The following is an 18669-nucleotide window of genomic DNA, read 5'->3' on the forward strand; positions in this document are numbered from 1 at the left end:
TCACCACTCACCTCCGATGGTTGCGCTCGTTCGACGATCGACCGTCACGATAACGTCGCGATGGATCGGACCACGCTGGAGGAGCGTCGTCTCCTCGCGCTCGAACGCAGGGAACGAACGCATTCCCCACGAGTTCCAGCCGAACGTGATGACCTTGCCGTCGTCGCCGACGAGCTGGTTGAACTGCTCGAGGGCAGCGTAGACGTCCATCGCGTGCAACCCGTCGTATTTCGTCTCGGCTTGTTTCTCGTCGAACGGCGGGTCGAAGATCACCGTATCGAACGACTGGGCGTCGAAGTGATCGGCGATCTCGGTCACGCAGTGGTGCGTGTCGGCGTCGCGGTCTGGGTTGAGGTCGTTGCGGATGATCTCGCCGTCGTGCTGGAGCTTCGTCTTCCCCGCGCACGCGTTGAGAACACGACCGTTCATGTGCTCGCGAACGATGTCTCGAGCCGGCGTGTACTCGAACGTCCATCGCGAGAGCATCCGCGCGGACCCGTCGGAGTCACGGCCGCCGTTCGATTCGATGCCGGTCGGCTCTTCGCGAAAGACCTCATCGGCGGACCTTGCACTGTCGCTACTCATCGTTATCATCCTCTGCAGGCCAGATCTCACGGCCATCGGGAAGCTTCACGACCTTGGCCGTCCCTTTCTTACTGTACTCAACAAGGTTCGTCCGGTTGTACGACCCGCCGTGATCAAGCGTGATCGGTCGTTCAGCACCCTCATTGACCTTGAGTACCGTCTTCTCTACCTCACCACCAACGGCTTTGAACGTGACCGTCTCCCCTTCCTCTGGGAATTCGTCAATAGCCGTCGTGTACTCGACCTCGGTGATTTCACCAATCACATCGGTTTCGCCGAGTGTGAACGATACTGTCTCTCCGACATCGTGATCGAACAGCCCGCCGCTTTCGTTGTCAGACTCTGTTGCGCTCATGCAGTGATCGCCTCCGTTCCCTCCTCGAGCAGCTCGCCGTCGCGACCGTAGACGCGAGCAATTGCGTCCTCGGACATATCACTCAACACCTCCAAACCCATCAAGATGGTCTGGCATTCCGTCCGGCGCACCCCCTTCGTAGAGCCGGGTCGGATCTTGCTCGTCCCTGTCCCCTCGAATTTGAGGTCCGATAGACGGCTTGCCGTAGCGACCCAGCACAGTCACTTTTCCACAGTTCGGGCATCGCCACACGACACCGCGATCGACCGTATCGTCCAAGGAAATCGGCTCCATTTCTGTTCCCGTCGGCCCGCCGCTACGGCAGTCCTCGCACCGAACATCGAGGTCGATAGTCACCCCCGCGTTCGGATACGATGTTGTCGTTTTCGGATTAGTGTCAGACATTTCAGTCAGCACCTCCGACGTTGGCGATGTTGTTCTGGTAGCCGTCGTACATCTCCTGAACGAGTGGATCGTCATTTCTGAACAGATGCACCCGCAGACAGTTTCCACAGAGGTCAGGGATTGCAGCCCACCGATTGTCGTCAACGAACTCGTGTAGATCCCACAGAGTGTCAGGGTAGTCCTCAATGAGTGAAGCGATGTCTGCCGACAGGTCGATGCCACACACTGGTTCCCCATCCTCATCGAGGATGTGTTTCGGATAGCTGCATGGCGACAGCTGGTCCTGGTACGTCTCGTTTTCGGTCATTACGCAGATTCACCCCGTTCGATGCGGAACGATCCCAGCTCGGACGCGAGCAGGCGTTCGAGGTAGTCCTCGTTTGCGACACTGACCGTGTCGAGTGCATCCTCAAGTGCTGCATCGACGTTCTCGTCAATTTCTCGCTCGTATCCCGGCTTCTCCGGGATATCTTCGCGAGTGATTGCGTTTGCAACTTGATCGCTCGACTGTCTCTCTGCCATATCCACACATTCTATCTCCATGACCATATACTTTACTCCGTAAAATATGTAGTATACCACCAGTACATACTTGGTAATGGACATCGTAGGATTTTCTATGCAGGGATCGCCAATTTCGGAACAGATGAACGCGGATTACGAGCCTACCGACGATGATGAGAAGGTCCTCGAAGTAATGAAATCCGAGCCCTGCGGCCGCGTAAATCCATATCTGGTACGAGAAGAAACCGAACTCAGCAAACAGCGCGTCAGTAACTCGTTCCGGCAGCTCGTCGCGAGCGGCTGGGTCGAAAAGCGAACACGTGCGCTGTACGATCTCGTCAACGACCCACGCGAAAACTAATCTTCGTCTTCTTCGTCGATTCCCATCGTATGCTGGTTAGCGCCGGCCTCACGATTCGTCTCGAGAATATCCTGTAGGTCGGCGATTTCGTCGTCGGACAGTCCCCGGTCGTCGTCTCCCATACGATCCTATACGACAGTCTCACAGATAAGTGGCACAACCAGATTCTTCGCAGTGGCCGTTGACCGCCTTCTATGGACTTCACTTACGAGGAGGAGACCGGCGAAGTCGTGATTGAGATTCGTGCCGGCTCCACCACGGTCGAACATCGAGTCTCTCCGGACGAACTCGAGAGTATAGAATACAAGGTTCAGCGAACGATGGCGATCTCCGGAGTTCGGCCTCGAGACTACATGCTCGAGGGCGAAGGCGATTCCTAGCTATATCTGATCTCCGAGTATATCATTCCCGGAGCGCTTGATACTCGTCCTTAGAATCAGTCCACTTGTAGACGACACCCGGCACCGGCTCACCGATCCACTCGAGGAATCGTGTGGTCTCGGTCGGCCGGAGTTGGACTCGCTTGCCTGCCCGCGTCGGCTCGAAGCCCGCCGCCTCGAGTACGTCCATGATCCACGCGGCGCGGGCGTCGGCTTCCGCCGAGAACAGCGCCGTCCGTTGGGAATCGTACTCGCCGGGCCACTGAAGCCCACCCGCAAGCGCGTACCAGACGCGAGCGGTGTGTGCGGTCGGCTCGTAGCCCTCGGGTGGCCGGCGGTCGCCGTCGGTCCACTCGACATACCGCGAGAGGGTCGCGTGGGCGTGCGTTCGCACTCGGTACTCGAGTTGTCGGTTCTCGCCGCCGTCACGTTCGCGGACCGAGTGCGTGAGCCATTCGAGTTGGTCGGCCAGCCACGTCGCGAGCGGTTCGTGGACGGTGCCGACCACGAGGTGTTTGTTCGGGCCGTTGCCGGCGATCGTCGCACCCGCGAGGAGCAAGCCTTCGACCGTCTCGCGTTGGTCAGCGGAGAGCGGTGGAAACTCGCAGTTCGGGCCGGACCAATGTCGAGAGAGGCGCTGGTAGGACCCACAGCCACGTGGACACTGGTAGCTGTCGTCGCTCATGGGAGCTTTTTCTTTGCCTTCTCGAGTGCGTCTGAGACGTTCTTGTGGTCGTGGTCGCCCTTCCGAAGCCCCCAGCTATTCCGCGAGTTGCCGCGGATCTCGACACCGTAGTACGCCCACGCCTGCCCGGGCGAAAGGCCGCGTTGCATGAGGCCGTTGACGACCGACTCGACGTAGCGTTGGCCGTCCTCGAGACCGTCGCGCTTGCGGACGACAAGCGGGTACTCGTACCCCCAATCGTAATCGCAGCGGCCCCGGGCCAGTTCGTGATGGACGGCGCTAACGACATCGGGCGTCCGCTCGCTGAGGTCGCCGTCGTAGTGTTCTCGGAGGTCGCGCCGCGGGACGTTCTGCTCGCCGGTCGCGAACACAATGACATCGTTGTCCTCGTAGACGACTTCGGACTCGCCGTTCTCGACATTGCTGACCCAGTCCCACCACACCTCCTCCATACTCTGCTGGAGCCACGCAAGCGCGTCCCGAACTTCCTCAACAGTCGTTGCGTCGGGGTGATCGGGGGCGTCGTGCTGGGCGATCGCGCTCTCGATTGTCTCGTCATCGAGGTGGTCGGTAACACTGTCGTCGCTGTCCTCAACGAATAGGACACGTGACAGTGACGGGCGGATATCCCAAGACGATTCAAGTTCCTCCCGGTGGCCGCGATCCGCGCCCGGTGCATCAACTGCTTCGACGATGTAGGAGTGTGCAGGTAACTCCCCTTCGTCAGAAGCGAGTTCTTCGATAACACGCCAGATGCCATTGTTCTCAGTTTCGTAGACAGCACCCTCTTGGAGCGGAAGTTCTTCGCCGCCGTCGGCGACGATCTCCGGCTCGCTTTCGTCCTCGTCGCTGTGGACCAAACCCGCATGGACAGCGACGCCGTGTTCAGTGTCGAAATCGTCGCCACACTCCTCGCAGGTGTGAGTTTTCGCTTCCTCGTCGTCGCCGTCGTCGGCAAACTCCAGTTCGAGGACAATCGTCCACTCCTCGTCGTAGCCGATGCCGCCCGTGTCCGCAACGGTGATCGTGACGGTGTTGCCGTCGCGCTCGACCGTCACGTCCCGGCTGCCCGGCAGGTCCTGCATGTCGCCCGCGATGAGGTCGAAGTAAGTGCCGTTCTTCTCGTACTTCGCGGGGCCGTTGATGTACAGCCGGTCGCCTTTCTTCTCCCAGCGGTTGACCTCGGTCTCGTCGGTTCGGTCGTCGCTGTAGTCGTCGGTGAGGTTGGTGTAAGTGGCCGATTCGAGCGTGACGGTTTCAGCGTCGGTGAGTTCGGACATCATCTATCTCCTCGTACATGGTAGTAATGCACCCACCATAATAAAGGTTTGGTTGTATTACTACCAACCGCGCGAGAGACGACAATGCATCCGTTTCCCGAGTCAGTATCGGTTCGCAGAAGGAGTTAGCTGCTACCGGAAGTCCTCGGTCCGCCCTACCGCGCCAACTCGAGGGACACGAACGCCGTCCCGGTCGCGGTGATCCACGTTGCTGCAAGCTCGTCGGCGTCGCCCTCGCGCGGGAAGACCGCCAGTTCATCCGGCGCGTCGGTGTTTTCGACCACGACATGCGCGACCGTCGGTGGGGCCGCGGGTGCGAGGTCCTGGCGGTCACACCATTCGAAGGAGTCGGATTCGGCTTCGCTCATCTTAGTCCAACACCTCGGTCGGTTCCTCGGTACGCAGTACGCCCATCGACGCCTCGCATTTCGTACACTCGCCGAACTCGGTCGTCACGCCCTCGATAAGCGATTCGACCGACTCGGATTTGCCCTCCACCTCGAGTTCGTATTCTTGACAGCCGTTCGGACAGCCCGCAACGACGGTGACGCGCTTGCGGTCGGTCGCGTGGCGGTGGTCGCTCATTCGCTATCGGCCCCTTCGAGCGCGTCAGCCAGCGTCGCCGCCCATTCCTGTTGATTACTCGTCAGTCCCGTTTCGCGGACGTTCTCGGCCCCGATCGTGCCGTCCATCGGTGGCTCGAGCCACTTCCCACGGTTGTACTCCGCGAGTTCGATCAACAGATAGCACAGCGGGTCGGGATACTCGGCTTTGATCTGGCGGGTGTGGCGATGCAGCGAGTCGCGGGCCGGGTGGTCGGTGTCGTCAGTCATTGGTCCAAAGGGTCGTCGGTCTCGCCGTCCTCGAGCTGTCGAATCGCGTTCGCTACGTCCTCGGGTGACGCTTGCTCCGAGTCGGGAATTAGGTGCGTCACGCCCGCTCACCTCGCGTCGATCCGAACGCCTCGGGGAGTGGATCGCCCACGTCACCGGGGTCGGCCGCCTCGAGTTGGGCCGCCAGAGAGTCGTCGCCGGGGTCGCGCACGCCGTAGTCCTCAAGCGCCGTGCGGACGACCTCGTAACAGGCATCGTCGCCCAGTAACTCCGCAATCTCGCCGATTGCGAGGTCTCGGTCGTGGAACAACGCCTCGAGTCGGTCGGCGTCGCGCCACCACTCCCGCGGGTAGCGAAAGACGCTTTGCTGCTCCGTGCGCTCCCGTGTGTCGGTCGGGAACGACGGGCGCTCGGGGTCGGTCGGTGCGTTCCCGCCGTAGTCGGCCAGCGTCCGTTGGGTCGTCGACGTCGAGTCGTTGGTCGCGAGGTACTCGGGGTCGTGGTCGCGGTCGAACGCGGGCCACTGGAGTGTCCAGTCGGTCGGAAGCGTTGCGTCGGTCGTCGGGGGTTGCGTTGTTGCCATTGTGAGTCCTTTCGGAGTGGTCGGGATGCTCATCGGTGCGATTCGTCGGTGCCGCCGTCGGTTACGATCCGTTCAGAGGGGGTGTCTGCCGTCGTGTATGCGGGCGTCGGCTTGGCGAAGGTCCCGCGCTGTTCGGACTCGGTAATGAGACCAAGGTCCGACAGGCGGTTGATATAGCGATAGGCCGTCGGCTTTGAACAGTCGAGTCGGTCGGCGAGATCAGGGCCGGTTAGCGAAGTGTCGATTCGCTTGAACGCGACGTAGGCGCGGGCGTAGTTGGGCTTCACGAACGCCAGCGCATCGGGGAGGTCGCCGCGGCCGTCGTAGTCAGCCGGACCGGGATCGATCGTCATGCCGCCACCTCGTCGTGTTTCATATCGATCGGTTCGTCGAACGGCGATTCACAGCCCTTGCAGTACCAGCGCGCCGCTGGGGCCGGGCCGCCGCCCGATGCGTCGTCGTAGTTCCGACAACGGCGAATGGTCGGGCTCAGACAGTAGGGGCAGCGGTAGCGCCACGGCTCACTCGGCATCGGGGGCACCTCCGGCGTTGAAGATCTCGTGATTCTCGGAGGTCCGCCCGCGGTCCGCGTCGGGATCGTAGTCGGGCCGTGCGCCCGCACCCGCTTTCAGGTCGCGGTAGCGCACGCAGTCGGGGCAGTGCCAGAGCGTGTTGGTCTCCGCATCCCCGAACACGCGAGCGAACTGTCGTGTGACCTGCGTGCCGCAGTTGCGACAGGTCGGGGCACTCGCCGACGCGTCGCCGGTCGGCGTCCACTGCGGTCGGTCGACGCTCATCGGAGATCGCCCCCATGAACGGTGACGAGTGCGGGTTCGCCGAGCGTGAGTGCCGCGGCCAGCGGGAGGGTCGACCGGATGTGACGGGTCATCGGTTCCCCTCCGTGGGGTCAGCACAGTCGTCACAGACATACAGCGGGCCAGCCGGCACACCGCCGATCGTCACCTGCACAATCTCGGTCGCAGGGGCCGATTCACAGTCTTGGCACTGTTGATCGTCGTCGATCACGCCGCCGTCGGCCCGCACCGCCTGCCCGACGATTTCGCCCGCCCGATCCCACGACTCGTGACAGTCGTCGCAGAACCGACACTCGCCTTGGTCGGTCGTCTCGTAGCGGGTGAGATCGGCGTCGCGCTCGCTGGTGCCACAGTAGTAACAGCGGTCGGCATCGATGAACACGTCTTGGGCGTCGGCGTCGTCCCACACCGTCGCCTCGCTCGGTCCCCACTGGTGGGCCTCGGTGACCGGCACGAGCGTGACGGGCTTGTCCGCGAGCCACTGGAGGACGGTCTCGCGCTCGAGCGTGTCGCCGTCGACGTAGCCCGGGAGCCGGTGTTGCCCGCCGTAGTCGGTCCCACGCCACTCGCCGTCGGTGTAACGGACCCAGTGCCACCCGTGGACGTTGCCCTCCGCACAGACGCCCGGGTTCTCGCGGAGGTAGTCCGCGAGGTCGCGGGCGATCGAGTCGTGGGTGGGCTGGCCGCCGTCGGTGACGATCTCGGGGTCGTCTCTCGAAACCGGGCCGCCACACGCTGGACACGTATCGGGTGCCTGAATGCGGTCGTATTCCTCCTCACCGGGCGTTCCGGCGACGCCGCTGTAGGATTTCTCGAGTTCGAAGGCGTCGCAGTCTTCGCAACTGAACGTCGCCGTTCGGGTCGTGTGTTCGAAGCCGGCCCCGTCACACCGCACGTCGTCGGGATCGACGCCGATCTCCTCGAGCGTTTCATCGTCGGCGTTCGACAGCGTCTGATTCGTCTTGCTCGCGTGCCCGTGGTCGTCGCGCGTCTCGCCCTCGCGGAGGGAGGCTTTCGAGTCGGGGCCGGTGCCGTAGTAGTCCTCGAGTCGTTCGGGACACTCATCGACCGTGTGTCCGGTATCTATACCGCAATAAGAGCACATTAGGCATCTCCTCCGTTGGATCGGTCGGTGGTCGTGTCCACCTTCCGCTCGGGCGGTTCTTGGCGAATATGCTCGCAGTAGATGCACTTGTAGGCGTCACGGGAATCTCCCCACTGGTAGTAGTGGGAACAATGCGGATCGGCGTCTGTGAACCACACTGGCCACCCTTCGGGGAGGTCGGTCTCGTCCTCCGGTTGTCCGGGCCCGTCGGCCCGCACCTCCCGCTCGTCGTCGGTTGGCGCGGTCGCGACCGTCTCGAGACTCTGGCCGTCCTCGGCGAGCGTACAGAGTTGGTGTTCGGTCGCCGAGTAGAAGTGATCGAACTGTGTGTCGCAGTGCTTGCAGGTGACAGCGACGCGAGTCTGATACTCGAGTTCACCGCCACAATCCGGGCAGGTGGTCGCCGTGCCGTTTTCGAAGACCGTGACCCCGCCGTCGGTGACGATCTCCGGGTCGTCGGCCGGGCGGTACGACGCCCGGACGACCGGTGGCCGGTCCTCGGCTGGCCGCCCGCGACCGTAGATCTTCTCGACCTTGCCCTGGTCGCGAAGCGTCTGAAGGTGGGTATTAATCTGGCCGCGCGTGGCCCCGAGGTCATCGGTGAGCCGAGCCATTGGAACGCCGCCGCCCGCGGCGTCGGTCTCGCCCGCGGCCGTGAGTTGCGTGATGGTTGCGTAGATGCGCTCGCGCATCTTGCGGCCACGTTCGATCTGGGTTTCCGACACCATTACGCGTCACCTCCGTTGGTCGCCGCGTCGGCCGGCGGCTCGACATCGACCGCGTCGATCGGTTTCGGCTCGAGGTCGCCGTCGAGTTTCGCAGCGGCTTCGCCAAGCGTCAGCGTGTCCTGGTACTCACCCGCGCCGTCGGTACCGACCACGCAGTAAGGGTCGTCGGCCGACGGTTCGGCCGGGAACAGGTACTCCGTGGCCCGTGAGAACTCGATCACGAGCACCTGGCCAGCATCGACGCCACGAGCGTCAGGATGGACATCCGGTTCGTCCGAGTCGTCGCGTTTGACCGGCACCCGTGCGGGCGTGTGCGGGACTTCGAACACCGGGTGGGGCTCGTCGTGGTCGTTTTCGTGGGCCTCGATTTCCTCGCGCGTGGCCGTCTGTTCGGTGATTGTCTCGCCGCCGTCGGTCGCCGGGACCGGGTCGGGCGTGGTCTCGGGCGTCGGGTCGGCGGGCTCGTCGTCGAGTTCAAGGGCGGCCTTGCGCTTGTCGATCGCCTCGAGAATCGTCGTCCGGTAGCTGCCGGCCGTGATTTGGTCGGCCACGTACTCGTAGGCCTCGAGAACGGCGGCGTCTCGGATGCCGGCGATCCGACCCGTCGCCATGAGTTCGTTCGTCTCGAGGAAGCGGGCCGGGTCCTCCCCGTGAATCTGCTCGAGGTAAGGGTACTCGTTGGTGCGCGTCGAGCCCGCGGCGGCATAGCGGCCGTTCATCGGTCGCGCACCGCCTCCTCGATAAGGTGGTCGTAGTTACGATCGTAGCCCGCTCTCGCCTCGAGATCGACGTTGATCTCATCGGGGGTCCCGACGACGCGTGGCTGAATGGTCTGTGAACGGTTCTCAACTGCCGTTTCGGTCCGACTAGATTTAAGTCGGTCTCGCTGTAAGGTGGTCATGCTTCGTGGCGTTGGTATCTACGAAGCATCCGCAGTGTGTCCCACCACACTGCCTTTGAGACGATTCCTAAATCGCCCAAGAGCGGATGCCTCGTTAGCTAATACATTCAACTGGAGTGACTTAATCCTTGCCATCATCCGATGGTGTGGAATGGCTTTTTGGTGGTCGCGTGCGTGGGTATGCCTAATGAGTGATCGGACTCGAGACGACGAAACCAAACAGTTTAGCCAAGAGTACACCGACGACGACTTTCTCGAGGCGATCCGGGAGTGTCCAGTACCATCGACCGGCGAGATCGCCGAGGCGGTTGGATGCTATCGGAAAACAGTCCTCAAACGATTAGGCGAGCTGGAAAAGCAAGGCGAAGTCGGACACAAGAAGGTCAGTGGGAAAGCGAAGGTGTGGTACATCGACGACGAGTAGGAGCCGAACCTCTCTGATTCTCGATACAGGTACGTACCTTTCGGGGAATAATTTTTTCTTTCGCTCAGCCCCTCCGAGAGTGTGGGGCGAGGTGAGAGAGCGACGAGACTGCACGGAAGGAGAGAACGGGAGAGTCAGCCCAAGACGGCGGCGGAAAGGATAGATTCCAGCACCGGGAAGACCGAGACTGAATCAGGGACAACCTTACGGAAATCAAGGATATGGTATTAACTACCATGTTGAGTTTCTACCGAAACTCTTTTAAACTGTACTATTCTACTGGACCGCAGTAGATCCTTTGAGGCAAGGTGAAGTGGAACGTAGCCGCAGCCGGCTTCGTCAGCTTCTCTCTGTGCCGTTCTCCACACCTCTTGTTTTCGCGTCCCAGAGACCTCCTTCTCGTGGTCTTCGATGCTCTCAGACCGCTCTACACTCTCGGAGGATCTCCGAGCAAGAAAAAATTATTTCGTACGTATACGTACTCGCGATCTTTTGTCAGTCTAAAACCGCCACCCGGTACCCGTCCTCTCGACTTTCTGACCGAAAAAGTACCGGCAACCTGTGCCGGATCACATTCACAACGAGAAATTTTTTCTCGGACTTCTCTGGGTTCTGATACGGACTCTCCCCGCTGTCGGCGGTGGCTATATCCGTCACCGATTTGTACTTTCTTTCATGGATAGTCACCATTCCGACCACGATCTATTCGAACAACTCTGTGGGACGGTCGCCAAACCAGGGATCGATCCGAACGTCGTCCGTGCGGCTGTCCTCCAACTCGCTGCCGGCCGCACCCATGGACAAGATATCGGCGCTCCAGTACGCGAGGACATCAATCTGGCCGTCGTTGCGGATGCAAACGTCAACTTCTCCCGGTTCCTTACCGGACTCGAGGACATCCTTCCCGAGTCAGGGGTCGCACACCTGAATGGGACCAGCGCAACTCACTCGGGCGCGATCGGCTCGGTCAAAGACGGCTCACTCTCTCGAGGGCCATTCCTTGATAAGGACATAATAGTCTCCTACGTCGAACAATCCGGCGCGTTGGACTCTCGTGTTACGGATGCACTCCAACAGATTCTCGACAGCAGCCGATACTCGTTCACGAAACGGAACTACCAGTCAACAGTCAATACCACGGGTGGTGTCTTTCTTGCCGCAACACCGTCGGGTGGATCGTTTGACGAGTACGAGAAACCCTCTCGACAACTCACAGTACCTCTGAAACTCGTCAAGGCGACCGATCTTGTTCTCCTCAACAAGTCCGATGCCGGTGGCTTTGATCGCTCCGAAGGCAAATTCTCGAAAGAGTCCGCCGCCAAGCATATCCTCGAGTCATGGAAAACCTACCCAGAACTCAGTTCTGGAGCGATCGATCTGATTCAGGACTACGTCTCGGATTACCGCGAGGCGATCGACAATATCGATGTGAGCGAATACGGTTCGACGGTCACGTTCGGGCCAGCGCGACTCGAGGAATCGATGCGCCGGTTCACGGAGGCTCATGCAAAGATCCGACTCGAGGACGAAGCAACGGCCGAAAACGCAGAGGTGATCGTTGATCTATTCGAAGATTCGCATTCGGATCTTGGCGTCACGATCACCCGTAATGACGGGACATTCGACGCTGATATTGTGGAAACATCCGACGACTCCAGTCACGATCTCCTTTCCGACGACGCAAAAGAACGACGAGAGGCATTGAAACAGATCGTTGGCGATCTGGAGATGCAGTATGACGACGGCGCACCTATCGATGAAATAATCTCTCGAACGGGAAACATCGGGCTGGGGCCGTCGAAAACCGAACATCTACTCGATAAACTCAAGCAACGCGGCGAGGCCTACGAACCTAGTACTGACACTCTCCGAACGACGTAGCATCGACTCGCGAGAAAAAGTTTCCCGATACGTACGTACCTTTCTGAGAATTTTTTCTGTAGGCGATACCAGTAGCTGTCGGCGGGGGCGTACTTGTCACGACCATCCTGTTAGAGGATTGCGTCGCGAATCTTGGCGAACTGAACCGGGGCCGGCGCGTCACCACTATCGAACGCGCTCACCGCTTCGGCCGGCTCGTCGATCTCCGGTGAGAGTAACTCGCCGTCCGTCTCGCGGACTGTGTGGACTGCGGCGTATCGCGCTCGCGGATCAACCTCGGCGTACTGCTCGAGCCATGATTCACAGACAGCTTTGAGCCACTTGACCGGATCTTGGTAGCTGTCCTCGGGGTAGTCGATATCGCTCTCGATCAGTATTTCGATGAATGCTGGATTTTTGTACACACGCTTGAGGTCCAATAGGTCGTGGCGGAATGCGGTCACGTTCTCAAGCCATAACTCGATCTCCTTGCTCTTAATTTGGTGTTCGAGGAGGTCGTTTTCCTCGGCCCACTCGTTGATGTCGAGGACGTGTTGGTTCTCTTGCAGCGACTCGAGCGTGTTCGTAACGAAACTCGGCAGATCGCCCTCGGCTGCGCCCGGCGAGACGTAATGCAGGTCCGTCCGCGTTCCCGGATGGGCTTCCAAGTAATCGATAATCAGGGGCTTGTATTGGTCGATCTTGTACTCGAGGCCGGCGTCGTAGTCTGTGCGCGTGACCTTGTGGCCGAGGTAGTCTTCGATCCGCTGTTCGATCAACACCTCGGGGACCACGTCTTCTTCACTCCGAATAATCCCGGCGATGATCTTCGCACCCATGTCGCGGTTGTTTTTCAACGTCTCGGGCTCGACACGGTCGGGATGGATTTCGAGACCGTCGCCCCAGTGAGTCTCGATCGCCTCTGTCAGTTCGTCCCACGACAGCGCCGGACCGGCTTTCGCCAAGTCCTGTGGGGTCTGCGTGGGAGTGTGGCTACCGGGCGAGACCGCAGCGCCAGCGCCCCCATCTGCGGCTGGGATTTGGGGCGGACTCTCGCCGTCGATCTTGAGTTCGTCGTCGATCTCGTCAGGTTCGATCTCACCACTCAGCACGTCGCCCATCTCCGTGTCGTGGCGATCGAACGCTTCGGGATGGGTCTCACCAAACAGCGCGTCCCACCCGCCGTTGATGTACTGTCGGAGCAGCGCCGACTGGTTACAGTCGTATGCGTCCGCGAGCTTCTCGAGTCGTTGTTTTTCGAGGTCGTTGAGTTTGAGTGTGAACTTGTTATCTCTGGTATCGCTCATGCGCGACCACCTCTGTTGGTCGCACGACTACGGCGACAAGTGGCGGACACCACTGGCCCGTCGGCGTACTGACGAGTCTTGCCAGTAGCCGAGGGGAAAGTATTAAGGCCGAATCCCGCCAAGAACCATGTAGGGTTAAGGTGGTTCTTAGGGGCTTCGGCCCCGTCCGCCTCTATGTTCGTTAGCCGTGCATATCGGTTCTCTTGTCGTCGGCACGCCTTAAAACTAGGCGGGTTGGACGACGATGTGGCGTTGGTATCTTGCATTGGATTCTCGGGCTGCAACAGCACTACTGCGCCGACGGCGGCTAGCCTGTCCCACCAGGCCTCGCCATCGGGAATCGATACGTTTGCGGCTCATTCGGCCAGCCGCACCTCCCCAAGCTCGAGCGCCGCGCCGACGCCGGCCAGCCACTGGGGCACCGTCGACGGAAGCTCGTCGCGCCCGACGACGCCGGTCAGCACGCATTGGCCGCGGGAGCACTCGAGGACGAACGTCTCACCGTTGCGATCGACCGCGAGGCCGCGTGCGGTCTCGCGCACGTCGACGGTCGCCGTTTCGGGGACGGGACACTCGACGACGTCCGCGAGTGGGAGTGTGATGTCGTCCGTCGTGGTCGGTTGGATGCTCATAGTGTCGTGATCGTCGGCATGACAGTATAAGGCATCGGGGGTGATTCCACCCGTTCCACCCGTTGCCGTCGTGTGGTTTTTGCGCCCCACACTCGGCTGGGTGGTCGTCGCTGGCCGCCGGTTAGCACAACGCCTTTGGTCGCGCGCGGTGTCTGTCATGATGTCGGGTCAGCAGTTGACCGTTGGACGGCGTGGTGGTAGCACGCCCGTCCCCTTCGTTTTAGGAACCGGTTACCCGTCCAGTGAGTCGTGCCTGCTGACACTCCTACCATTATGTCGGTCCTACTTATACCTATTGTATGGTCCAATACACTGACTCAGATTCATCCATACACTCATGGGTATCGATCAATAAGACTAACCCAAGAATGGCCGAGAAACGAGGTAATGCCGCGACGGCCGAGGGTGGATTGGATGACTAGAGCGGACGACGCTATCCTCGAGTTTCTTCTCAATGACGGGAATGACGATTTAGTCGCGACACCTGCTGTCATCGAGATGAATATCACGTTTGGAATATCGACAGTAAGAGGCCGTCTACGGAAGCTCCACGGGGCAGGTCTTGTCGAGTACTACGACCAAAGTCGTGGCGCATACCAGATATCCAAAAAGGGCCGTGCCTATCTCGAGGGCGATCTCGACGCGAGTGAGCTGGAAGCCGACTCAGACGACGACCAATGAGGGAAAGTAACTGCCGCCGATACTGGTTCCTGCGACTGGTCCCGAGCCACAACCACAGTCAGCAGAAATTCGACTCGGCATACTAGGGTTCATTATCTCAGAGACGCCATCCCCAATACGAACGAATGCAGGACTTTACGGTGGGCGAGGGGACGCAAACGCAATCGATCGGGTTTGATGCGACGAAGCGGTCGAAAACTGTCGTAACAGTTGGTGTGCTTTTGAACCGAACACAGGAGGCACTACTTCTTGACGATTTCTGTGAAACCATTCGTGACGACGGCTACCTGCCATTCCGGACGAAAAGCCGCGATCTATCACTTGACCCAGAGACGGCTACAAAGATTCTTTCCAACTGTAATGGCGAAGTAGCGATCTGTACACACCAAGGCGATGTAACGCTTGAGTACGCCGAGGCAGTCCATTCTGCGATTATTATTAACGAACTCAACATAACTACAGATAACACCATTGCGATCGTTGATGGCAGCCGTTCGAGAGCAGATAACCTAGCCCAAGCAGTAACTCCATTCGAGACCACCCCACCGCCGATTACGAATTGCGTTCAGTCGGAGTTTTACTACCCACACCTTTTGTTAGCCGATCTCGTCGCAGGCGCTATTGCGGATACATTCCGAGAGACGGACCGGTATCTCCCGTCGATCTCGCTAGGGGAACCAGTGGGGCCGCTGGTAGATACCACCTCACGACGAGACCGTTGGAATCGTGGGTACAGTGCGGTCGCCCGCGGCGAGGGGGAGATTCAACAACCAACGTACGAGCAGCGATACGCCGACTCAGTCAAAGAACGCGTTAGCTGTTGGTTCCAGGGCCAGTTTGGAAAAACCCATGCACCATCCCCGGAAAGCGACGGAGTCAGGCCTGTTGTTGGTCGATTAAAGGCGATGGAATGCGAATCTGCCGCTACGTGGCTTGATGATCAGTAGTGAAAAGGCACGGGTTCCCGCCTCCACCCCCGTTTCCACGCGGGACCTGTCCGGGGGAATGTCGATCTCTAGCGACTGTTTGATGGATCCTCGTTCGGACCGCGTCTTACCTGGATGGCAGGGGCGGTGCGACGGGCTTCAAACGCCGGTGCCTACGACGCTCCGTGTGGTAGATGGGCGCGCATCCTCTTAGAAGTTATCCTTTGATATTGGCTAATGAATAAAGCGCTACAAAAATTACTAACCAGAGATTTGCATCGATCTTCACGTATGAATCAGCTTGTGGCCGAAACCGTCTCTAGGCGTTTGAAGCACTGACACAGCGCCACCGAACCGGTCTCGACGCGAGTGAGCTAGAGAGCGGCGAGGACTAGTTATCGCATACACTTTGGGAAAACAACTCCCAACCGCGAAGGCCGTTTTGGCATCAGTCACTCGACCGTCTGACTCACACGCTCCCAACTGACGGGAACGTGTTCGATCGAAATCTGACTGAATCCATACTCTTGCGGGACTAACGCCGCAAACGATTCGTCGTCGGTGTAGATCGTTGGGTTCTCGTCGCGGTTGTGGTAGGCAAGCGCGAACACAGGAACATCTTTCGGCTGAATTTCGAGCGCATCGCCGAGCATCTGCGTTTTGGTGGCGTCGCGTTCGGCTTCGAGATCCATCCGTTCAATGGCCTGCTGCGTACAGTTTTCAACTTTTGGACAGTCGGTGATGAGGCGGGAAAACCGGTGAATGGCGTCGTCGCGCTCCGATCGCGGAATGTCTCTATTGTCGTCAATGTTTTCGACTACTTCCCGGTAGATATAGGCGTTAACCGCGCTTGTTGCTCTATGGTCGATGAGTCGCTCAATACAGTCGTCAGGGTAGCCGTCCCCGATGGTAAAACTGTGTATCCAAAGGTTACTATCCAGAATCAGCATCGACAATTCTGGCCCGCTCAGTCGTCGCTTGCAACCGTCTCGAATTCGAACGCAGATCCAGCTGACTCGCCGACTTGGACCACATCGGGGTCCCAGTCGACCTGTTGACGCGACGCTTTGGTTGCTTCCCATGCGCCCTCGGCACTATCGTACTCCTCGGCAGCTTCTCCGAACAGCTTCGTGTATCGATCAGTCATGTGGTAGTCACCTTGCCGAGACATTCACGATAGCGAATATCTCCTTACGAAGTTCATTCATCTATACATGTATAAATCTATTGGAATGCACGGTTTGTTATCCAGTCCAATACTCCGACTGATTGACGGTAGGAACTCTCTACACTAGGCCCCTACTCCAAAATTGCCCGCGCCGCGTCGGTCAGCTCGTACTCCTGTGGATTCTCTTCCTCCCGAATCGTTACCAGATTGTACTGGGGAAATTTCGTCGTGAGCCACCCACGAACGGTACGATCGACGGCCGGATCGTCGATTCGCTGTTCGTACTCGTCGTAGATCGTTCCGCTAGTCGATGCACCGATATCGAACAGCACCTTCAACACCAATGTCTGACTCGCGGTCAGCGAGGAGATCCGGGCGTGGGCAATGTCTTGCTCGGCTTTCTGTTCTGCACGTTCGATGATCGGGCCGGTCACCTCGTCGGCACCTTCGAGGACGACGATATCCAGTGCGTTGCGCAGTGTCGCGATCGCTTTGCGGGCGTCCCGGCTGCCCGCGTCAGCGATCCCCGCAAGCGCCTCGTCGGAGACGATATCGGGTTTGACCTTGGCCGCGGTCAGCCGATCCTCAAGAATTTCGACAAGCTGGCCGTCGTGGTACTTTTCGAACTCGACATCTTGGGCCGTCCCGATCCGCGAGTAGACCCGATGCTCGAGGTTCCCGACGACGCGGTGGCGGTCGTTGCCCGCGAGTAACAACCGCACCGGCTCGATCTCGTAGAGGTCGCGCAACACACCTTCATCGACGAGCTTGTCGGCCTCGTCGAGAAATATGATCGTCGGTTCGTCGATCGCGTCTTTCACCGCATCGAGGAGGGTACTCGCGGCGGTCCGTTCCTGATCGTAGGCCGTTTGGCCGACGAGCGATTTGAGGACTGAGTACAGGACGCGGGATTTCGTGTGGTCGTCCCAGCAGTTGACGGCGACGGTGGGGACACCGTGTTCGTTTTCGATTTCCTCGAGTACGGCCGTCGTTGTACACGTTTTCCCTGATCCTGGCGGGCCGTAGAGTAGCGCCGTTTCCGTAATCCCACCGACCTTGGTTGGTGACAAGAGTGTCGACAGCGCGTCGATCTCGGCGGCTCGATGGCGAATCGTCTCCGGATCGTAACCCTCGCGTAACACGTCCCGGTTTCCGATGATCTCCCGCCGCGGATCACTGTGCATATCGTGTTGATTCGGGTGAGTATCAGATAAATTGACTGGGGGTGATTCCACCCGTTCCATCCAATGCGGACGGGCCGGTGGCGGACGTCTGGTTGGTTCGGACGACACCCACGCACGGCCGAATTGCGTGGCTAAACAAGAGAGTCGGCGGGAGGTGACGAGCATTCCTCCAGAATTGAGAGCGGCACTCGCGACGGGTGGCGTAACCCTGCTGACACAGGGGAACACGTTCGGATGGGCGCTGATCGCCGTCGCGATCGCCGCAATGTCCGACGAATCGGCTGACGACTAACCTGACCGTACACGCGGTCAGACCGTTATTTTATCGCGTCTCTGTAGGCGGGCCGTCGTCGAAGCCTACGAATAGTACTCGTGGTTCACTCACAAAAAGTATTGCTATAGTTTACTGTTTGTGTGAGACTACAATCTAAATATCATTTCGGTACTGACACTCGTGATCTTGAATTCGTCTGTCGGCGACGTAGGCCACTTCGGCTACTCTTTCCGACACTCTTATATTTTGATAGAACACAGGACGGATATGTACGATTTAACAGGCTTTCAGCGGGACTTGCTGTATGTGATCGCCGGCCAAGACGAACCTCACGGGCTTGCGATCAAGGAGAAACTCGAGGACTACTACGAGAAAGAGATTCACCACGGACGACTCTATCCGAACCTCGATACGCTCGTGGATAAGGCGCTCGTCGAGAAAGGCACACTCGATCGCCGCACCAACTCCTACACGCTCACACGACGTGGTCAGCGCGAGCTCGAAGCGCGTCGGGAGTGGGAAGCTCAGTATGTCGGCGGCCTGCTTTCCGAATCGTAGACGGCTACCCACCCATCTCAGGATGTAACTCGTCGGTCGCGGCCCAATACCGCCGACCGCTCTTGTCGCCGCAATGTCCGACGATATCGTAGTGGCTGCCAAGACCATCTAATAAAATATAATAATCGGCTAAAA

30 protein-coding genes are annotated in these 18669 nt (G+C 59.3%); 7 read left to right on the forward strand and 23 right to left on the reverse strand.

Annotated elements, in window-relative coordinates; all coding sequences use genetic code 11:
* The 4 genes from FGF80_RS18785 to FGF80_RS18800 form a co-directional block, all read right to left on the reverse strand.
* On the reverse strand, positions 1-585 hold the full coding sequence (locus tag FGF80_RS18785) for a hypothetical protein (RefSeq protein WP_138655746.1): 585 nt from the start codon (positions 583-585) through the stop codon (positions 1-3).
* Positions 578-940, reverse strand: a complete 363-nt coding sequence (locus FGF80_RS18790; protein WP_138655747.1) for a hypothetical protein — start codon at positions 938-940, stop codon at positions 578-580. The genes FGF80_RS18785 and FGF80_RS18790 overlap by 8 nt, the downstream gene beginning before the upstream one ends.
* Before the next feature lie 406 nt (positions 941-1346).
* On the reverse strand, positions 1347-1652 hold the full coding sequence (locus tag FGF80_RS18795; protein ID WP_138655748.1) for a hypothetical protein: 306 nt from the start codon (positions 1650-1652) through the stop codon (positions 1347-1349).
* Positions 1652-1867, reverse strand: a complete 216-nt coding sequence (locus tag FGF80_RS18800) for a hypothetical protein (protein ID WP_138655749.1) — start codon at positions 1865-1867, stop codon at positions 1652-1654. Before FGF80_RS18800 ends, FGF80_RS18795 begins: the two co-directional genes overlap by 1 nt.
* A 97-nt stretch (positions 1868-1964) precedes the next feature.
* On the opposite strand from FGF80_RS18800, the gene FGF80_RS18805 reads away from it, so the two are divergent.
* Positions 1965-2210 carry a MarR family transcriptional regulator gene (locus tag FGF80_RS18805; protein WP_238705386.1) on the forward strand — a complete coding sequence of 82 codons (246 nt, stop codon included), beginning with the start codon at positions 1965-1967 and terminating at the stop codon, positions 2208-2210.
* Here FGF80_RS18805 and FGF80_RS19830 read toward each other — a convergent pair.
* Entirely contained in the window at positions 2207-2332 is a 126-nt protein-coding gene (locus FGF80_RS19830) for a hypothetical protein (protein WP_269150352.1), read from the reverse strand. The genes FGF80_RS18805 and FGF80_RS19830 overlap by 4 nt on opposite strands.
* Positions 2333-2404: 72 nt before the next feature.
* Here FGF80_RS19830 and FGF80_RS18810 point away from each other — a divergent pair, with 72 nt between their 5' ends.
* Positions 2405-2590: a hypothetical protein gene (locus tag FGF80_RS18810; protein ID WP_138655750.1), complete on the forward strand. Its 186-nt coding sequence runs from the start codon at positions 2405-2407 to the stop codon at positions 2588-2590.
* Positions 2591-2612: 22 nt separating this feature from the next.
* Here FGF80_RS18810 and FGF80_RS18815 read toward each other — a convergent pair whose 3' ends face one another.
* The 13 genes from FGF80_RS18815 to FGF80_RS18875 form a co-directional block, all read right to left on the reverse strand.
* Positions 2613-3275: a hypothetical protein gene (locus tag FGF80_RS18815; protein ID WP_138655751.1), complete on the reverse strand. Its 663-nt coding sequence runs from the start codon at positions 3273-3275 to the stop codon at positions 2613-2615.
* Complete coding sequence (locus FGF80_RS18820; RefSeq protein WP_138655752.1) at positions 3272-4555, reverse strand: hypothetical protein; 1284 nt, start codon at positions 4553-4555, stop codon at positions 3272-3274. The genes FGF80_RS18815 and FGF80_RS18820 overlap by 4 nt, the downstream gene beginning before the upstream one ends.
* Positions 4556-4710: 155 nt before the next feature.
* The gene (locus FGF80_RS18825) at positions 4711-4923 is read right to left on the reverse strand and encodes a DUF7511 domain-containing protein (protein WP_138655753.1); all 213 of its coding nucleotides are present in this window, start codon (positions 4921-4923) and stop codon (positions 4711-4713) included.
* A 1-nt stretch (position 4924) separates the two neighbouring features.
* Positions 4925-5140: a hypothetical protein gene (locus FGF80_RS18830; protein ID WP_138655754.1), complete on the reverse strand. Its 216-nt coding sequence runs from the start codon at positions 5138-5140 to the stop codon at positions 4925-4927.
* Positions 5137-5388, reverse strand: a complete 252-nt coding sequence (locus FGF80_RS18835) for a hypothetical protein (protein WP_138655755.1) — start codon at positions 5386-5388, stop codon at positions 5137-5139. Before FGF80_RS18835 ends, FGF80_RS18830 begins: the two co-directional genes overlap by 4 nt.
* 97 nt (positions 5389-5485) lie before the next feature.
* On the reverse strand, positions 5486-5971 hold the full coding sequence (locus FGF80_RS18840; protein ID WP_138655756.1) for a hypothetical protein: 486 nt from the start codon (positions 5969-5971) through the stop codon (positions 5486-5488).
* A gap of 29 nt (positions 5972-6000) precedes the next feature.
* The gene (locus FGF80_RS18845) at positions 6001-6324 is read right to left on the reverse strand and encodes an HTH domain-containing protein (RefSeq protein WP_138655757.1); all 324 of its coding nucleotides are present in this window, start codon (positions 6322-6324) and stop codon (positions 6001-6003) included.
* Positions 6321-6503: a PaaD family protein gene (locus FGF80_RS18850; RefSeq protein WP_138655758.1), complete on the reverse strand. Its 183-nt coding sequence runs from the start codon at positions 6501-6503 to the stop codon at positions 6321-6323. Before FGF80_RS18850 ends, FGF80_RS18845 begins: the two co-directional genes overlap by 4 nt.
* Entirely contained in the window at positions 6493-6768 is a 276-nt protein-coding gene (locus FGF80_RS18855) for a DUF7563 family protein (protein ID WP_138655759.1), read from the reverse strand. Before FGF80_RS18855 ends, FGF80_RS18850 begins: the two co-directional genes overlap by 11 nt.
* 88 nt (positions 6769-6856) lie before the next feature.
* Positions 6857-7891, reverse strand: coding sequence for a hypothetical protein (locus FGF80_RS18860; RefSeq protein WP_138655760.1), 1035 nt, complete (start codon positions 7889-7891; stop codon positions 6857-6859).
* The gene (locus tag FGF80_RS18865; protein WP_138655761.1) at positions 7891-8619 is read right to left on the reverse strand and encodes a hypothetical protein; all 729 of its coding nucleotides are present in this window, start codon (positions 8617-8619) and stop codon (positions 7891-7893) included. The genes FGF80_RS18860 and FGF80_RS18865 overlap by 1 nt, the downstream gene beginning before the upstream one ends.
* Positions 8619-9338, reverse strand: a complete 720-nt coding sequence (locus FGF80_RS18870) for a hypothetical protein (RefSeq protein WP_138655762.1) — start codon at positions 9336-9338, stop codon at positions 8619-8621. Before FGF80_RS18870 ends, FGF80_RS18865 begins: the two co-directional genes overlap by 1 nt.
* Positions 9335-9520 (reverse strand): hypothetical protein, encoded by a 186-nt coding sequence (locus FGF80_RS18875; protein WP_138655763.1) that lies wholly within the window; start codon positions 9518-9520, stop codon positions 9335-9337. Before FGF80_RS18875 ends, FGF80_RS18870 begins: the two co-directional genes overlap by 4 nt.
* Before the next feature lie 187 nt (positions 9521-9707).
* On the opposite strand from FGF80_RS18875, the gene FGF80_RS18880 reads away from it, so the two are divergent.
* A complete protein-coding gene (locus tag FGF80_RS18880) occupies positions 9708-9944 on the forward strand; it encodes a winged helix-turn-helix transcriptional regulator (protein ID WP_138655764.1) in 237 nt (78 codons plus the stop codon).
* A 561-nt stretch (positions 9945-10505) separates the two neighbouring features.
* On the forward strand, positions 10506-11825 hold the full coding sequence (locus FGF80_RS18885) for a minichromosome maintenance protein MCM (RefSeq protein ID WP_138655765.1): 1320 nt from the start codon (positions 10506-10508) through the stop codon (positions 11823-11825).
* Positions 11826-11935: 110 nt separating this feature from the next.
* On the opposite strand, the gene FGF80_RS18890 is transcribed toward FGF80_RS18885, so the two are convergent.
* Positions 11936-13111 (reverse strand): hypothetical protein, encoded by a 1176-nt coding sequence (locus FGF80_RS18890; protein WP_138655766.1) that lies wholly within the window; start codon positions 13109-13111, stop codon positions 11936-11938.
* A 356-nt stretch (positions 13112-13467) separates the two neighbouring features.
* On the reverse strand, positions 13468-13743 hold the full coding sequence (locus FGF80_RS18895; RefSeq protein WP_238705387.1) for a hypothetical protein: 276 nt from the start codon (positions 13741-13743) through the stop codon (positions 13468-13470).
* A 414-nt stretch (positions 13744-14157) separates the two neighbouring features.
* Here FGF80_RS18895 and FGF80_RS18900 point away from each other — a divergent pair, with 414 nt between their 5' ends.
* Positions 14158-14424: a helix-turn-helix domain-containing protein gene (locus FGF80_RS18900; protein ID WP_138655767.1), complete on the forward strand. Its 267-nt coding sequence runs from the start codon at positions 14158-14160 to the stop codon at positions 14422-14424.
* 125 nt (positions 14425-14549) lie between these two features.
* Positions 14550-15371 carry a hypothetical protein gene (locus tag FGF80_RS18905; RefSeq protein ID WP_138655768.1) on the forward strand — a complete coding sequence of 274 codons (822 nt, stop codon included), beginning with the start codon at positions 14550-14552 and terminating at the stop codon, positions 15369-15371.
* A 431-nt stretch (positions 15372-15802) separates the two neighbouring features.
* Here FGF80_RS18905 and FGF80_RS18910 read toward each other — a convergent pair whose 3' ends face one another.
* The 3 genes from FGF80_RS18910 to FGF80_RS18920 form a co-directional block, all read right to left on the reverse strand.
* Positions 15803-16300, reverse strand: coding sequence for a hypothetical protein (locus FGF80_RS18910; protein WP_138655769.1), 498 nt, complete (start codon positions 16298-16300; stop codon positions 15803-15805).
* 17 nt (positions 16301-16317) lie between these two features.
* Positions 16318-16497, reverse strand: a complete 180-nt coding sequence (locus tag FGF80_RS18915; protein ID WP_138655770.1) for a hypothetical protein — start codon at positions 16495-16497, stop codon at positions 16318-16320.
* A 152-nt stretch (positions 16498-16649) separates the two neighbouring features.
* The gene (locus FGF80_RS18920; RefSeq protein ID WP_175417078.1) at positions 16650-17702 is read right to left on the reverse strand and encodes a Cdc6/Cdc18 family protein; all 1053 of its coding nucleotides are present in this window, start codon (positions 17700-17702) and stop codon (positions 16650-16652) included.
* A gap of 541 nt (positions 17703-18243) precedes the next feature.
* Between FGF80_RS18920 and FGF80_RS18925 the strand changes: the two genes are divergently transcribed.
* Positions 18244-18534: a helix-turn-helix transcriptional regulator gene (locus FGF80_RS18925; protein ID WP_138655772.1), complete on the forward strand. Its 291-nt coding sequence runs from the start codon at positions 18244-18246 to the stop codon at positions 18532-18534.
* Positions 18535-18669: the final 135 nt, after the last annotated feature.

Source organism: Natrinema pallidum, assembly GCF_005890195.1.
Lineage (GTDB): Archaea > Halobacteriota > Halobacteria > Halobacteriales > Natrialbaceae > Natrinema > Natrinema pallidum.